Below are 16020 nucleotides of genomic sequence, written 5' to 3'. Positions count from 1 at the left end.
TCTATATGAATTACAGCTATGTATCTCATTTATACTGCCCGAAATGCGAAAATACTTATAGTACCAATGAAGTCAATCAGTTATGTGAATGCGGCTCGCCATTGCTTGTTGCCTACAAAATGGATGACCTTAAAAATGACTTCAAACCTGGAATGCTTCTAGAGCGCACACCGGATCTATGGCGCTACCATGAACTGCTGCCTGTTGAAGATCAGGAGTCCGTCGTTACATTGGGTGAAGGCATGACACCTTTGCTGCATTTGAAAAAAGCCGGAAAGGAAATGGGGATTCCCAATCTGTACATGAAGGATGAGGGGATGATCCCTTCCGGTTCATTCAAGTCACGGGGTGCGGCGGTCGGCGTATCCAAAGCCAAAGAACTCGGCATTGAAGCACTCGCCATGCCGACCAACGGCAATGCCGGTGCGGCATGGTCATTATACTCCGCACAGGCGGGTATCACTCCAACGATTGTGATGCCGCTGGATGCACCGGAAATAACGAGGAAAGAGTGCGTTGCCGCAGGTGCCGATCTTTATCTCGTGGATGGTTTGATCGGAGATGCCGGCAAAATCGTCGGCCGGATGGTGAAAGACTATAATATATTCGATGCTTCCACACTCAAGGAACCTTACCGGATTGAAGGGAAGAAAACGATGGGGCTTGAAATCGCCGAACAGTTTAACTGGGAAGTTCCCGATGTGATCCTCTATCCGACAGGCGGCGGCGTTGGGCTCATTGGAATTTATAAGGCACTCCGCGAGCTTCAGGAATTGGGATGGATAGATGAGAATAAAATGCCGAGGTTGGTGGCAGTGCAGTCAGAAGGATGTGCACCGATAGTCAGAGCATGGAATGAAGGGAAATCAAGTGCCGAACCGTGGGAAAATGCATCTACCGTGGCATTTGGTATCAATGTGGCAAAAGCATTGGGAGACTTTTTGATTCTGGATGCGATTAAGGAAACAGACGGATGTGCCATATCGGTCAGTGATACTGAAATCCTGGATGAATTGAAGACACTGGCGGAAAATGAAGGGGCGTTCGTCTGCCCGGAAGGGGCCGCTGCCTTCACTGCTGCAAGAAAGCTGCGTGAGCAGAACTGGATAGGAGCTCAGGACAAAGTCGTGGTGTTGAATACCGGCGCGGGCATCAAGTATCCGAACACCATAGAGGCCGATGCGCCTGTTTTACAAAAAGATGAAAAGATCGTTCGAAACTAAATAAAATTGTATATATCGTTGCGTAACACCCTTGAAGATGGAATAGTATCCACTTCAGGGGTGTTTTTAATTGTTTACAAGAAAGAAATTTCAGAATATTCACTTGACAAAAGGTGGCTTCCTGCTTAAACTATAAATATGTTAATTGTTAACATTTCAGATAATTAGGAGGTGCAGTCATAATTGATTGTGAAGAATAATATTGCGGCTCAAGTTGTAAATCACCTTCGAAAAGAAATCATATTAGGTAAATATCAAAAAGGCGAACCATTAATAGAGACAAAACTTTCCGATCAGCTGGGGGTGAGCAGAGGGCCGATCAGAGAAGCAATCAGCCAGCTGGTATCTGAGCACTTGGTGGAAAAGTTTTCAAATGGAAGAACGGCAGTGGTCGGTTTCGATATCCTGGATATCGAAAATTTGTATGACACCCGGATACTTCTGGAGAATCATGCACTCAGTCAAATATCAAAAGAAATATTTGATGAGAATAAAGAGAAGCTTCTGTCATATATCAGCCAGATGCGTGAAGCAGAATATTATGAGCAGCGGGATATTGAAACTGACCTGTCTTTTCACTATCTTCTTGTAAAAATGACGGGGAACGGTTCTCTGATGCATTTGTGGACGGCACAGCGCGATATTTTCAGAACTTTGATCGATATCACAAGTGAAGTCACATTTACAAACCAATCTGAAATCATTGGGCAGCACGTTGAAATCATTGAAGCACTGGAACAGCAGGATTTGGAACAATCGCAGAAATTGCTCAGGAAACATTTGGAAGAAGCTTGTGCGCATTGCTGTAACGGTAAAAAACTACTTTAAAAGGGGATTTTATAATGACGAATGAAAAGATCAAATGTGCAATTATCGGCTCAGGTAATATTGGGACGGACTTAATGATCAAACTTTTAAGAAGCGATATTTTGGAAGTTACCGCTTTGATCGGTATAGACCCGGAGTCCAAGGGCCTTAAACGTGCCGAGGAGAATGGCCTGACAGCGATATCCAACGGTATTGACGGTTTAATCGAACGGCCGGAGCTTGCAGATATCGTCTATGAAGCCACTTCTGCAAAAGCGCATTTGCATAACGCAAAGGTACTCAAAGATTTGGGGAAAAAGGCAATTGATCTGACACCTGCAGCGGTCGGTCCTTTCCTGGTACCGTCGGTCAACTTGAAAGAAGATGAAATTCCAAAGCTGGACAATGTCAATATGGTCACTTGTGGCGGCCAGGCGACAATTCCGATGGTCAAAGCGGTTTCCGATGTTATTGATGTGGACTATGCAGAAATTGTCGCTTCCATTTCAAGTAAGAGTGCAGGGCCGGGGACGCGACAGAATATCGATGAATTTACTGTAACAACTGCCAGAGCGCTGCAGGAAGTGGGGGGCGCTAAAGAATCGAAAGCGATCATCACCTTGAACCCGGCAGATCCGCCAATCCTTATGAGGAATACAATTCATGTCCAGACCGCTGAAGACGCCGGGACACACAGTGCTGCCATCCGGGAGTCATTGAATCTGATGCTGGAGAAAGTGCAGTCGTATGTCCCGGGCTACAGATTTAAAGCTGATCCCGTCATCAAGGGGAATATCGTCACAGTATCTGTTGAAGTGGAAGGGAATGGAGATTTCCTGCCGGAATATGCAGGTAACCTGGATATCATCACTTCGGCAGCAGTTAAAACCGGAGAAGTGATGGCTGAAAGTATGCTGAAAGAAGAGGTGGCTAAATAATGAGTAAAAAAGTGATTATAAATGATGTGACTTTAAGAGATGGTATGCACGCAATCCGTCATCAGTATTCCACGGATCAAATCGTCCAGCTTACAAAGGCGATTGATGATTCAGGCGCGGATATAATCGAAGCGACGCACGGAGACGGGTTGGGCGGCAGTTCCATCCAATACGGATTTTCTAAAGAGACAGAAGAGGATATTATAAAAACAGCTGTAGCAAATTCGAAGAATGCTAAAATCGGTGTGCTTCTCCTGCCGGGTATCGGTGTGATTGAACATCTCGAGCGCGCCCATGACTGGGGGGCGCAGGTGGCGCGTGTAGCAACGCACTGTACAGAAGCGGATGTATCGGAACAGCATATCGGAAAAGCTGCAGAGCTCGGTATGGATACAGTCGGATTTCTGATGATGTCGCACCGGACGACTCCTGAAAACCTGCTGGAAGAAGCGAAGAAAATGGAATCATACGGTGCCGGAACGATTTATGTAGTTGATTCTGCAGGCGCACTGACGATGGATGATACAAGACAAAGAGTGTCTCTATTTAAAGAACACTTAAGCAGCCAAACGAAAATCGGATTCCATGGCCATAATAATCTATCTTTAGGCGTGGCGAATTCAATTGTCGCAATCGAAGAAGGTGCGGATAGAATCGATGCGAGCCTGGCAGGTATGGGTGCTGGAGCAGGCAACACGGCTACAGAACAACTGATAGCTGTGATGAACAGGATGGATATTGGCCATAATCTCGATCTGTATAAGACGATGGATGCTGCTGAGAACCTTATGAAACCAATGATGGAGAGACCGGTACAGATCGATCGCTTGTCTCTGACGTTAGGCTATACCGGTGTTTATTCCAGCTTCCTGTTTTTTGCAGAACGTGCGGGTAAAGAATATGATGTGGATGCCCGGGATATTTTAACAAGGATATCCGAGATGGGCGCAGTCGGCGGACAGGAAGACTGGATCATCGGTGTTGCGCAGGAACTGGCTAAAGAAAAACAAATGAAGGTATAATAGAATATGAGAAATAAGCTCAAGACAAACGGGTCTTGAGCTTATTTGTACGAAAAAGAACAGAAGGGACTTAAATTATGAAAGTTTCTGTAGAGGATAGAAAGATTGAGGCAATACATAAGACGGGTCACGACCGGAGATTAAAAACTTCGGAAAATCCTCAATGAACGTCCTATCATGCGAGCAGCAGGAGAAGTCCATGATTTTTGTCGAACAGAATTGGATCCAAGATGAATTCGAATTCGATTATCTCGGAAATGCACCGTTGTTAAAAATGCATAGGTTCCGTTGTCGGACGAAGTGAATATGAATAATATTCAGTGACTGCCGGGGCAAAAGTCCCGGTTTTTTTATGTTTAATGTAATATATTTAACTTAATTATAAATATAATAGAAATATTATTTACTTTATGGTTTTTTTAAAATATACTTAATTTAGAAGGGGTGACAGGGAATGGGAACGGAAAATAGAAATGAAAAATCAAAGAAATTGGACTTGTTAAATGTTAATGACATCATCGAACTCATGAATGATGAGGCAGCTGATGCACTGAAGGCGGTCGAAGCTGAAAAAGAGCAGATTGAAGCACTGATCACAGCCATATTGGAGAAAGATGTTGCCAGAGTCATCTATGCCGGTGCGGGAACGAGCGGCCGGCTGGGTGTGCTGGATGCTTCCGAATGCCCACCGACTTTCAACACACGGCCGGATGAGTTTATCGGTATGATTGCCGGAAGAGACAAAGCGCTGAAGCATGCCATTGAAGGCGCTGAGGACTCTGTCTCTTTAGGGGCGTCTGATGTGAATGATCTGGAAGTCGGACCGGATGACTGTGTGATTGGTATTGCTGCAAGCGGCAGAACGCCTTACGTTAAAGGGGTGCTCGAAGAAGCGAAACGTTCGGGAGCAGTAACAGGCAGCATTTCGAATAATAAGGACAGTGGAATCTCCAAGATTGCAGACTATCCGGTCGAAGTGGAATCCGGTCCTGAAATTATTACTGGATCCACGCGGCTGAAAGCGGGAACGACTCAAAAACTGGTGCTTAACATGATTTCGACGATCATCAATATAAAACGCGGGAAAGTCTATGGGAACTATATGGTGGATCTCAGTCCAACGAATCAAAAGCTTGAACAGCGTGCAATCAATATGATCATGGATATCACGGAAGTGGATGGAACGGAAGCAGTGGATGCATTCAACAAAGCGGATAAGCATGTAAAGACGGCTGTCCTGATGCTTGTTCTGAATATCGAGGCGGACGAAGCAAAACTGTTGCTGGCAGACCAGCCGAACATCAGAAAAATATTGAGCACAAACAAGGGGTGAATGGGATGTCTAAAATTTTAGCGTCACAGCTGATCGATCTGCTGGGCGGCAAAGAAAACATAGATAATGTATATAACTGTATGACACGTGTCCGTGTGATACCCAGGGACCACAGTAAGATTGATATCGTAAATATCAAGAAACTGGAGGGTGTCAACGGCGTCGTGGATGATGATGAATTCCAGATCATTTTAGGCCCGGGGGCTGCCGAGAAAACGAGAAGGGAAATGGAAAAGCAAATAGGGGAGATTGAAAATAAAGGCGCTGCACCTAAGAAAAAGGGCGTGAAATACCTGCTTAAAAAAATCGGCAACATATTTATACCGTTAATCCCGGCCCTGGTCGCTTCCGGTTTGATTAATGGCATCGTGAATTTCGCTATAAACTCGGGTGTCGATCCTGAGCTTGCATGGGTTCAGGTCATGCAGCTTATTGGAGGCGTTTTCTTCACGATTATCGGTGTTCTGGTCGGTTACAATACAGCGAAGGAATTCGGCGGCACACCTGCACTCGGGGCAATCAGTGGTGCGCTGATATTCAATCCCGCTCTGAATGAAATGGAATTGTTTGGTGAAACGCTCGTTTCGGGCCGCGGAGGTTTATTCGCGGTGATGATGTCGGCATTTATCATGGCAGCACTGGAACAGCAGGTGAGAAAGGTAGTGCCGAATTCACTCGATCTCATCGTCACGTCCACAATCACGGTATTCATCGTGGGCCTGATTACGGTGATTGGTCTGCAGCCGGTCGGCGCTGTATTATCTGAAGGCATCATCGTTTCCATCAACTGGGTGCTTGAAGTCGGCGGTGTATTCGCAGGCGCTGTGCTTGCAGCCACATTCCTGCCGCTCGTACTGGTCGGCCTGCATCATGGTCTGACGCCGATCCATCTGGAATACATACAGAATATCGGCTTCACACCGATTTTTACAATTCTCGGAATGGCCGGCGCCGGTCAGGTCGGGGCAGCAGTGGCAATCTTTGTTAAAACGAAGTCGAAACGGCTGAAAAATATTATTAAAGGGGCGCTGCCCGTCGGTTTTCTCGGCATCGGGGAGCCTTTGCTGTATGGTGTGACACTGCCGCTCGGCCGTCCCTTCCTGACCGCATGTCTGGGGGCCGCATTCGGCGGGGCATATCAGGCATTGATGACAACGGGGGCAATCAACATCGGTGTATCGGGTATTTCCCTCACGCCACTCATTGCGGATGGTAAATATATTCATTATATCATCGGACTTGTGCTCGGTTACACGGGCGGATTTTTGTTCACCTATCTGTTCGGATTCAAAGAAAAGATGGTGGAAAACCTGGATAAATAGTTCCTGAGTATGATTATGGATAATTTTTGAAAATATTTCACCAGAGAATTACAATTTGTATGTCAGTATGCTAAAGTAAGAAGTAAGTAGAAAAATAGGGAAATTGAATGATGGTGCGTTAATATGGAAGGTCGGTCCAGAGCATATTGTTCAATTTAAGGGAGTAGATTATGTATTCAGTAACCAAGCATATTAGAAGTCAAATGGACTCTTTTAGCCGGAAGGAAAGACTGATTGCTGACTATGTTCTTGAAAACCGTGAGGATTTTCTTACTGCAAGTATTGCTGAAAATGCTGACAACATCGGGGTAAGTCAGGCAAGTATTACAAAATTTTCGAAGAAAATCGGACTTAAGGGTTTAAGGTCGCTAAAAGTGGAGCTTGCAAAAGAGCATACAAAGTCGAACAATGAAGTTTACAGTAAGTCACTGTCACCGGACGATACGATAAACGATTCAATGGACAAAGCACTGAACAACACAGTCAGTGCTTTATACGGGACGCATAAGACAGTAAGTTATGATGCGATAGAGGAAGCGGCGGATACATTGGCCAATGCCGATGAAGTCGTATTATTTGGAATCGGGGCTTCCAGAATTCCAGGTGAAGATCTATTTTTAAAACTGATCAGAATTGGAATAAAGTCAGTGGTACCGTTTGATAATCATGTCCTGCTTACTAAAATACCGGTTCTGGAGTCCAATGCAGTCGTTGTACTCTTCTCGACATCAGGAAGAACGAAGGAAATCATCGATATCTTAAAGTTGTGCCGGGATCACGGTGTGAAGACCATTTTGATTACCCAGTCCATCAGCTCACCGGCAAGAAACATCGCAAATATCGTCATGAGCACTTCACTTGAAGAAAACAACACCAGAATAGGGACGATGACAGCAAGAATTTCACAGCTTTACCTCGTTGATGTGCTGTTTATGAGAACAGCCATTAAATCGGGGGATGACATATTTGAGAAAATCAGCGATACGCATGATGCTGTGCAGGATTATAAAATAGACTAGGGATATAGTGGAGAAATCCGGGACAATTGTTCCGGGTTTTTGTGTTTTTCGGACATCGTGTAATCAAAAAGAAGGCCGGGGCGATAGCCCCGGTCTTCCTGACTCAATTTCATTATTCGAGTTCTCATTCTTCACTGACATCTTTTTTATAGTAATGCTTTGAATTAAAGTATTCATCTTTAAGCTCAATAATTTTTGGTGTCATCAGAATGATTGCGATTATGTTTGGCACCAGAATCATGAATAAGGTGATATCAAGGAATGCCCAGAGCGTAGTGGCGCCGCCAATGGCACCAATGACGATTGAAATGACATATACTGCTTTCATCACTGTTCCTGCCCATAATCCAAACAGATATTCCGCCTGTCTAGCTCCGTAGAACACGACGACTGTAATTGTGGAGAAGACAAAAAATACCAGTGCAATAGATATCATGGAATTGCCTATCGGCCCGAATGCTTCTCCGAATGCACGTGCTGTCAGTGCTTCCCGAATACCAGAGTCGGCGGCATCTTCATGCTGCCATACGCCTGAGATGATTATGACGAGTCCGGTCACTGTACAAATGACCAATGTGTCTATTAGAACTTCGATGATCCCCCATAAAGCCTGTCTGATTGGATGATCTGTTTTGGCAGCTGAATGGGCGATGGGCGATGTACCGAGTCCTGCTTCGTTACTGTAGATACCGCGGGCAAATCCCCATCTGATCGTTTCTGCAAGTACAGCGCCTGCCCCGCCGCCGAGTGCTGCTGTCGGATTGAATGCTTCTGTGAAAATCAGTGCGAATGCAGCTGGTATTTCTGATGTATTCATCAGAATAACCACAAGACCGGCAATGATATAAAGCAAAGCCATAATTGGAACAAGGATAGAACTGACTTTCCCGATACGCTTGATTCCCCCGAAAACTACAATCCCTACGAAGACGGCAACAACGATTCCCGTGATTAACGGACTTAATGAAAATGATTCCTCGATGGTGCTGGCAACCGAGTTGCTTTGCACCATGATGCTCGGGATAAGCTCAATAAGTAAGAAGATAGCGTACCATCCTGCCAGTATTTTCCCGATTAACGGCCATTTTATTCCATTTTTCATGTAATAGGTTGGTCCACCGACGTATTCGCCGGCCGCATTTTTTTCTCTGTAGTGGACACCGAGGGTGAGTTCCCCGAATTTCAGCGACATACCAAGTATCGCAATGACCCACATCCAGAATAATGCACCCGGACCGCCAAACATGATTGCCACCGGTACACCGACAATATTCGCGGCTCCGATTGTTGAACTCAGTGCTGTGGTCAAAGTCTGAAAAGGAGTGACGGTTCCTGTACCCTTAGTTTTCCTACCAATCTGTCCGATGGTCTGTTTGAATATATAGAGCGGGTATCTGAATTGAATGAACTTTAATTTAAACGTAAGATACATACTGGTCAGAAATAAAATGATTACAACTGGATAGCCCCATAAAAAACCTGATATTGCAGTGATTAACTCCATAATATGACTCCCTTCAAATGTGTACAGCCTATTCCGGCACACTCTTCATTTCTTTTACTATTTAGAATTTTCCATTTTCTTTTTCTTTATCATACCCTATTTGCAACGCTGTGTGGTTTTTATTTAACAAAAAATTCCTTAATTATATTTTCAAGAAGTCTCGGTGTAATTTCAAACGCACTTTCCTTGTGAAGGCGTTCTGTCAGTTTATGCGGATCTTTTCCAAAAGGGCCGATATTGATGAACGGCGCCTGAAGTTCCTGCATTTCTTTAAAAGGAACAGTATATGTCCGGCCCCAGACCGGTGTGTTGTCTTTATACGTTTCCCAGCTGTCATCATGGCTGTCATAAGTCACATAACTTAAATCTGAAATGCCGTTGAAGTAGTGGACTTCAATCGGTTCGATGGAATGATTCGCTGATAAGTAGCTCTGGGTATATTGGATGATATCTTTGATCAGCCCATCCTCAGATGCATTCACCGAAGGATAGTAGGGCGGTGCATAGAGAGTGACCGTCAGTGGCACAAGCTCTTTGCAGTATGTAATCATCCGGTTGGCAATCCGCATGGATTTTTCCCTGTCATCCAAATCGTTTTTATTGATATATTTGTTGATGATTTCATCCATTTTTTCTTTGCCTATTTTTTTCAGGGTATAGTCATAAAGTTCTTCGTAGGTAATCGTTTTGATTTCCCCGACAGGTTTTGCATCTTCCCGCCGGCAAATCTTCTCATACTGGCTTTGGCATTCATTCATCGCTTCCTTGGCCAGGTGATTATATTTAACAAAGATATCATCTGCATTCTGCTTCATCGTAAATACGTTATAAAGTGATGCAACATGATTCGAAGTCTGGGTAGAGTAGTCCTCCTTCAAATCATAATTTTTCAATGTAACCGGAAGTGGCGTTTTTTCGCCGTATTCCACTTCGGAGAAAGCATCGGTAAATTCCATTTTTTGATTTAGGAATGATGCCATATAGTGGGCGTTCAATCCACGGAGTGGTTCGCCTGCATGGGTTTCGACTCCGTAAAAGAGGGCCGACGGCATGATTTTTCCGATTGAGCCTGAATAGATATAGTAGTTTGGATCGCCCGGTCGCTGTGTAAAGCTGGGCTCACTGTTTAAGAATAAAGAGACATCCAGATTATGTTTTTTCTTCAGGGCATCCAGGTTTTTTACTGCTGCCCGCATACCTGAAGAATCCACTTCTTCATCAGGGACTGTAAGGACAAGAAGATTGACCGGCCAGTGTTCTCTGACTGCCTTTTCCAACAGGTGGATGTGGAGTGCAAGCCCGATCTTCATATCCATTGTGCCCCTTCCGAAAAGATATTCATCGGATGAAATATCATTCTGTATTTCTTTGGAGAAGTCACCGGTGATTTCCTTAAAACGCTGTGTCAGTTCTCGCGGTGAAAAAGCGAGTCTGCTTTTAGAACCGAATTCTTTCGTATGTACTGTATCGAAATGACTGATCAGAACAATCGTCTTATCCGTTTTGTCTGTTTTGTATAGAGCAGACAGGGCGTTCCTGTCATTCCCCGCATCATGCAGTTCCAAAAGTTCAGGATTGTTTAAAAAGTGATCCATTTTAAAGAATTCGTCTTTAAGTTTGTATGGAAAAAGCACTTCCCCTTCAGTACCGGTCCTGCTGTCCCATGAAACTAACTGGCAGAGTAGATCCTCCAGTTGCTCTTTTGTATTCCAATTCATAAAATCTCCCCTTTCTTTCATGCATAAATTGTACATGGCATTCATTATAGGAATAAATACAAAGGGAAGCAATCCATACATATATTGTATAATTATAAATAATAACTTATAATAATTAATTAAGTCAATATATTTTTTGATCAATGTGAAATTTATATATGGGATATATTCGGGTATAAGTAATTCGTTAACCTTTCAAAGATCCAGGTAGTGGGTATGGACAACATTTATAAGAGAGACAAGACTGAAATTTCTTGCCATTGTGTTTTGATATCTACTTTATCAATCATCTCTATTATAAAGGTAGAGGTGATTTTTCTATTCATGGAAACTGTTATGTTATATTTAATACAAATGTTCCAGGAGGTATTTATATGTCAGTAACTAAGCAGCTCTATAATGCATATATTAATAATGAACCTTTAAAGCGTGGAGTAATTGGTATTACGAATCTGGAAGAAGCATACGATGTCCAGGATGAAGTGCTGGATATGAAGATAGAAAACGGAGAAGAGATGAAAGGATATAAAATCAGTCTGACGAGCAAAGAGACTCAGGATTTATTCAAGAGTGAGCAGCCGTTATACGGAGGAATGACAGATCGCACTATTATGGATTCCATTTCACTGGGGGATTTCAATATCCCGTTGCTGGAAATGGAACTTGTATTCATCGTAGATGAAATTGTTTTCCCCGAAGATAATGAAGAAGATATCTTAAGGAAATGCCGTGTTGCACCCGGCGCTGAAGTGCCGGATGGCCGTTATGAAGACTGGTTTCCGAATGTTGATCTGTATGAAGTGGTTGCTGATGGAGCGGTGAATGGTGCTGTGATTTTCGGTAAGCCTCAGAAATTTGAGTATGAAGATCTTGACGATATTAAAGGGACACTGGCATTTAATGGTGAAGTGATCAAAGAGGGACGTTCAACAGAAGTGCTCGGACATCCTGCAACAGCAGTTAAATGGCTCGCAAAAGCTTTATCCGAGCGCAGCAGGACACTCAATGCAGGACTATTTGTTTCTGCAGGAACATTCAATATTCCGGTTGAACTGAAGACGGGGAAATACACCGTGGAATATGAAAATGTGGGCAAATTAGAGTTTGAAGTAAGTGAATAAAGTTCTAAGAAGCCGGGAGCAATCCCGGCTCTTTTTGTACCATGAAAACATTTACATTCTTCAAAGGTGAAAAAAGTATTAGAGAAATTCAAATTCCATTTGCTATTACAGACAAACGCCATGAACCAGTTGCCGAAAGAATTATATGCGGACGGCTCGGCAGCGATGAATACTTTAAACCAGGTGGCGGGTGCAGCAGGAACAGCGGTTGCAATCACAATATTTACACTTGGACAAAATACATTTGCGGTCGGAATGCCTGAAGCGCCACAGCCTGAAATTATAGCTGCAGGTATCCAATATGCATTCTATTTCATTACAAGTATTTCAGTTATCGGACTGATCTGTTCATTCTTCGTGAGAAGCAGTGTGGAAAAAGTGCCGGAAAAAACAGAAATCGTAGAAGAAGCGGCTGTAGAAGCATAAAAAATAAGCAGGCAAATCAAAAGATTTGCCTGCTTATTTTTGTTTCCGTTAAAGTCTTACAACCCAGCCGAATGGATCTTCTTTTCTGCCGTACTGGATATCAGTCAGATCGTTAAACAGATCAAGTGACACTTCGCCGACCTGGTTATCATTGACGATATGGTCGACACCATGGATGTTCAGTCTGCCTACAGGGGCGATGACTGCGGCTGTTCCGGCGCCGAATACTTCTGTGACTTTTCCATTATGAAGGTCATTCGTCAGGTCATCAATGTGTATTTTTTCTTCTTTTACCGTATATCCTTTGTGCTTTGCAAGTTCGATGATGGATTTGCGTGTAATGCCCGGCAAAATTGAGCCGTTTAACTGAGGCGTCACCAATTCTCCGTCTCTTACGAAGAAGATGTTCATGCTGCCGACTTCTTCTACATATTTCTGTTCCACACCATCCAGCCAGAGTACCTGTTCATAGCCGAGCTCGTTTGCTTTCTTCTGCGCAAGGAGGCTGGCTGCATAGTTGCCGCTTACTTTGGCAGACCCCACGCCGCCGCGTACGGAGCGTACAAAATCATCTTCAACATAGATGCTTGTCGGATTGAGCTGTGTAGCACCGTAGTAGCCGCCAACAGGGGAAAGGATGATATTGAACTGATATGTTTCCGATGGTCGTACACCAAGGAAAGGTTCATCTGCAAAAACGAATGGGCGGATGTAAAGGGACTGGCCTTCACCGTCCGGCACCCAGCCGCGTTCCACTTTAAGCAATTCATACAATGCATTGAGTGCATTCTCTTCATTGATTTCCGGCATGGACAGACGGGAAAGTGACTGGTTCATCCGTTTGAAGTTCTCATCCGGTCTGAATAGAAGAATGTCGTCACCTTGTTTGTAGGCTTTCAGTCCTTCAAAAACGGATTGTCCGTAATGGATGGCCTGGCAGCTGGGGGAAAGCTGCAGGTTTTGATAAGGGATGATGGAAGGCTCAGACCAGCCATATTCCGGTGTATATCTATTTGTAAACATATAATCTGTAAATACTGTTCCAAATTGGACAGTAGAAACATCGGGTTTATTTTTTAATTCATTGGCTCTTTCGATTTGTAGTGTTTGGGACATAATATTTCCTCCTTGATTATTAACCTAATTGTGTACTTTCTGCCAAGTTTCTTGATTTTTGTCGGACTACAGCTCTTATATAGAGTGCTGTAGTGAGAACGACAGGAATCATACCAAGGACCAGAGAGATTTCATAATTCATATTTAATGTTTCCGGTGCATAGAAGAAATATGTTCCAACGGCACCTGTCATGAATATCGCAGGAATGCCTGCGATGAAGTGCTGTTTTCTTTCTTTTATCAAGTATGCCGTAGCAACCCAGAGCATTGTTGCTGCAACTGTCTGGTTGGAGAAGCCTAAATATCTCCAAAGGAACATATAATCGATAGTCGCAAGGAGGAATGCAGGAACCGCTACACATGCTGTCATGATGAAAAGCTTGGGTCTTGCTCCTACTTTAACATATTTTCCGACAGCTTCAGTTAAAATCATTCTTGATGAGCGCAGGGCAGTGTCACCTGTAGTGATTGGCAGAATGACTGCTCCGAGGAAGGCGAGCAGTGCGCCTGCTGTACCAAGATAGCCGATGGATATGGCATCGACGACTCCCGCAGGCCCGCCGTTGGCCAATGCGGTAGCCAACCCTCCGGTACCTCCGAAGAAAGTCATTCCGGCTGTTGCCCAGACAAGGGCAAGCACACCTTCAGCGATCATGGCACCGAAGAATACTTTACGGCCTTCAGATTCCTTTCTGACAGTCCTTGCAATAATCGGACTTTGGGTAGAGTGGAATCCAGAAATGGCACCGCATGAAATAGTGACCATGAGGAGCGGCCAGACCGGAAGTCCTTCAGGATGTGCAGTGGATAAAGTTAAATTAGGCACCTGTGTACCGGAGAAAAGCAGACCGCCAAAAATAGCAACGGCCATAATAATTAAAACAGCTCCGAATATAGGGTATATTTTTCCGATGATTTTATTGATCGGTAATATCGCTGAAAGAACAAAGTATCCAAAAATAACGACCAGAGCAACCGCAAATGGGATTGCCCCATCTGTTTTAAGTGCAATAAGTTCAGCTGGGCCTGCAGTAAACGCCGCAGCGACCAGGATCATAAGTGCCAAAGAGACGACATAGACGAAAACTTTGACGCTTTTTCCAAGATATTTTTCTACGAGTGCAGGGAATTGGGCGCCGTTATTACGCAAACTCAGCATCCCTGAGAAGTAATCGTGTACTGCACCAGCGAAGATACAGCCAAAAACAATCCAAATAAGTGCAGCAGGTCCATACAAAGCACCCGCCACCGCGCCAAAGACCGGGCCGAGCCCTGCGATGTTAAGCAACTGGATTAACCAGCCCTTTATTGGATGCATTGGAATGTAGTCGACACCATCTCCGCTTTTATAAGCTGGTGTTTCGTTGTTATCGTCGATAACAAAAATCTTTTCAATAATTTTCCCGTAAACCATATACCCTACAATAAGTAGTATGATTGCGAAAATCAGTGTGATCATTCGAATGCCTCCCTTTTAATTAAAATTGTTTATATCTTAACAATTATTAGAACAAAAATCAATATATTTTCAGATAATTTTGATTTCATTTGTATTACAAAGATGAAAATAATGTTTCAAAAAGCATTTGAAAATTTCATTTCGGCCGAAATACCATTTTTATTTTAGTGGGGTATTGGAAAGGATGATTTATGCTATTATGGAAAATACAATAACCTATCGGATGTGGTTGAAGTGAGTATTGCAAGAAAAAAGGTATATGAAGAAATAGCAGATATAATTTTGTCGGAGATCAAGTCCGGTAAGCTGAAACCGGGGGATAAACTGCCTTCCATTGTGAAGATGGCCGAAAATTACCAAGTATCTGCGGCGTCCATACGTGAGGCGCTCAACAGTCTTAAAGTGCTGGATGTCATCCAGGTGAAACACGGACAGGGCTCTTTCATCAATGAACAGATGCCGCTTGGCTTTGAACAGAACTTTGAAATCATTACGAAAGCCGATATAGAGAATCTTCTCGATTTGAGGAAAATCATAGAGGTGGGGTGTGCAAAAGCAGCATGTGAGAAAGCGGATGCGGCACAGCTTGAAAAAATAGAAGAAGCATTGGAAAAGATGAGGACGGCAGTCGAGAATAATGAACTCGGAGAACAGGCCGATTATGATTTTCATATGGCAATCGCCAAATCGACAGGCAATCCATTGCTCGTCAATCTATTGGATGATGTTTCTGAAACAATGATCCGTACGATGAAAGAGACGAGAAGAATCTGGTTGTATGAAGCAGAAAAATCCATCCAGAAAATTTATGATGAACACAAACTCATCTTTGAAGCGATAAAGGGTAAGGACGAAGAACGGGCAGGGGAAAACATGATCAATCATTTAAAAGAAGTAGAAGCACTCCTGCTGAAGCATTACTGAGAAACCCTCCGGGGTTTCTTTTTTTAATTTATTTTAAAAAGCATTTGACATTTGGAAAGCGATTACATAGAATGACTAGAAGAGATTA

At 43.6% G+C, this 16020-nt stretch carries 14 protein-coding genes; 10 read left to right on the top strand and 4 right to left on the bottom strand.

Features of this window, described 5'->3' with window-relative positions; all coding sequences use genetic code 11:
* Nucleotides 1-5: 5 nt before the first annotated feature.
* The 7 genes from ACKRAT_RS12770 to ACKRAT_RS12740 all read left to right on the top strand — a co-directional run bounded on the left by ACKRAT_RS12770 (nt 6) and on the right by ACKRAT_RS12740 (nt 7664).
* Entirely contained in the window at nt 6-1223 is a 1218-nt protein-coding gene (locus ACKRAT_RS12770) for a threonine synthase (protein ID WP_411842760.1), read from the top strand.
* Nucleotides 1224-1412: 189 nt separating this feature from the next.
* The gene (locus tag ACKRAT_RS12765) at nt 1413-2051 is read left to right on the top strand and encodes a GntR family transcriptional regulator (protein WP_411844462.1); all 639 of its coding nucleotides are present in this window, start codon (nt 1413-1415) and stop codon (nt 2049-2051) included.
* 14 nt (nt 2052-2065) lie between these two features.
* Nucleotides 2066-2968: an acetaldehyde dehydrogenase (acetylating) gene (locus tag ACKRAT_RS12760; protein WP_411842759.1), complete on the top strand. Its 903-nt coding sequence runs from the start codon at nt 2066-2068 to the stop codon at nt 2966-2968.
* Nucleotides 2968-3990 carry a 4-hydroxy-2-oxovalerate aldolase gene (gene dmpG / locus ACKRAT_RS12755; RefSeq protein WP_411842758.1) on the top strand — a complete coding sequence of 341 codons (1023 nt, stop codon included), beginning with the start codon at nt 2968-2970 and terminating at the stop codon, nt 3988-3990. Before ACKRAT_RS12760 ends, dmpG begins: the two co-directional genes overlap by 1 nt.
* A 454-nt stretch (nt 3991-4444) precedes the next feature.
* Nucleotides 4445-5323, top strand: a complete 879-nt coding sequence (gene murQ, locus ACKRAT_RS12750; RefSeq protein WP_411842757.1) for an N-acetylmuramic acid 6-phosphate etherase — start codon at nt 4445-4447, stop codon at nt 5321-5323.
* A 5-nt stretch (nt 5324-5328) separates the two neighbouring features.
* Nucleotides 5329-6645: a PTS transporter subunit EIIC gene (locus tag ACKRAT_RS12745; RefSeq protein WP_411842756.1), complete on the top strand. Its 1317-nt coding sequence runs from the start codon at nt 5329-5331 to the stop codon at nt 6643-6645.
* A gap of 170 nt (nt 6646-6815) precedes the next feature.
* Complete coding sequence (locus tag ACKRAT_RS12740) at nt 6816-7664, top strand: MurR/RpiR family transcriptional regulator (protein WP_411842755.1); 849 nt, start codon at nt 6816-6818, stop codon at nt 7662-7664.
* A 124-nt stretch (nt 7665-7788) separates the two neighbouring features.
* On the opposite strand, the gene ACKRAT_RS12735 is transcribed toward ACKRAT_RS12740, so the two are convergent.
* On the bottom strand, nt 7789-9168 hold the full coding sequence (locus ACKRAT_RS12735; RefSeq protein WP_411842754.1) for an alanine/glycine:cation symporter family protein: 1380 nt from the start codon (nt 9166-9168) through the stop codon (nt 7789-7791).
* A 119-nt stretch (nt 9169-9287) separates the two neighbouring features.
* A complete protein-coding gene (locus ACKRAT_RS12730) occupies nt 9288-10886 on the bottom strand; it encodes a M20/M25/M40 family metallo-hydrolase (protein ID WP_411842753.1) in 1599 nt (532 codons plus the stop codon).
* A gap of 374 nt (nt 10887-11260) precedes the next feature.
* Between ACKRAT_RS12730 and ACKRAT_RS12725 the strand changes: the two genes are divergently transcribed.
* Both ACKRAT_RS12725 and ACKRAT_RS12720 read left to right on the top strand, forming a co-directional pair.
* Nucleotides 11261-12007 (top strand): 2-keto-4-pentenoate hydratase, encoded by a 747-nt coding sequence (locus ACKRAT_RS12725; protein WP_411842752.1) that lies wholly within the window; start codon nt 11261-11263, stop codon nt 12005-12007.
* A gap of 99 nt (nt 12008-12106) precedes the next feature.
* Complete coding sequence (locus ACKRAT_RS12720; protein WP_411842751.1) at nt 12107-12433, top strand: hypothetical protein; 327 nt, start codon at nt 12107-12109, stop codon at nt 12431-12433.
* Between the two features lie 48 nt (nt 12434-12481).
* On the opposite strand, the gene ACKRAT_RS12715 is transcribed toward ACKRAT_RS12720, so the two are convergent.
* A complete protein-coding gene (locus ACKRAT_RS12715; RefSeq protein ID WP_411842750.1) occupies nt 12482-13549 on the bottom strand; it encodes a branched-chain amino acid aminotransferase in 1068 nt (355 codons plus the stop codon).
* Nucleotides 13550-13568: 19 nt separating this feature from the next.
* Nucleotides 13569-15008: a carbon starvation protein A gene (locus tag ACKRAT_RS12710; RefSeq protein WP_411842749.1), complete on the bottom strand. Its 1440-nt coding sequence runs from the start codon at nt 15006-15008 to the stop codon at nt 13569-13571.
* 234 nt (nt 15009-15242) lie between these two features.
* Between ACKRAT_RS12710 and ACKRAT_RS12705 the strand changes: the two genes are divergently transcribed.
* Nucleotides 15243-15932 (top strand): FadR/GntR family transcriptional regulator, encoded by a 690-nt coding sequence (locus ACKRAT_RS12705; RefSeq protein WP_411842748.1) that lies wholly within the window; start codon nt 15243-15245, stop codon nt 15930-15932.
* Nucleotides 15933-16020: the final 88 nt, after the last annotated feature.

Source organism: Salinicoccus sp. HZC-1 (genome assembly GCF_046736035.1).
GTDB lineage: Bacteria > Bacillota > Bacilli > Staphylococcales > Salinicoccaceae > Salinicoccus.
Note: the sequence above shows the minus strand (reverse complement) of the source record. Positions and strands in the feature narration are given on the sequence as shown.

Coding starts and splice junctions, on each gene's coding strand:
- dmpG (WP_411842758.1), top strand. CDS start 2,968: ATGAGTAAAAAAGTGATTATAAATGATGTGACTTTAAGAGATGGTATG.
- ACKRAT_RS12730 (WP_411842753.1), bottom strand. CDS start 10,886: ATGAATTGGAATACAAAAGAGCAACTGGAGGATCTACTCTGCCAGTTA.
- murQ (WP_411842757.1), top strand. CDS start 4,445: ATGGGAACGGAAAATAGAAATGAAAAATCAAAGAAATTGGACTTGTTA.
- ACKRAT_RS12740 (WP_411842755.1), top strand. CDS start 6,816: ATGTATTCAGTAACCAAGCATATTAGAAGTCAAATGGACTCTTTTAGC.
- ACKRAT_RS12745 (WP_411842756.1), top strand. CDS start 5,329: ATGTCTAAAATTTTAGCGTCACAGCTGATCGATCTGCTGGGCGGCAAA.
- ACKRAT_RS12770 (WP_411842760.1), top strand. CDS start 6: ATGAATTACAGCTATGTATCTCATTTATACTGCCCGAAATGCGAAAAT.
- ACKRAT_RS12710 (WP_411842749.1), bottom strand. CDS start 15,008: ATGATCACACTGATTTTCGCAATCATACTACTTATTGTAGGGTATATG.
- ACKRAT_RS12715 (WP_411842750.1), bottom strand. CDS start 13,549: ATGTCCCAAACACTACAAATCGAAAGAGCCAATGAATTAAAAAATAAA.
- ACKRAT_RS12760 (WP_411842759.1), top strand. CDS start 2,066: ATGACGAATGAAAAGATCAAATGTGCAATTATCGGCTCAGGTAATATT.
- ACKRAT_RS12735 (WP_411842754.1), bottom strand. CDS start 9,168: ATGGAGTTAATCACTGCAATATCAGGTTTTTTATGGGGCTATCCAGTT.
- ACKRAT_RS12725 (WP_411842752.1), top strand. CDS start 11,261: ATGTCAGTAACTAAGCAGCTCTATAATGCATATATTAATAATGAACCT.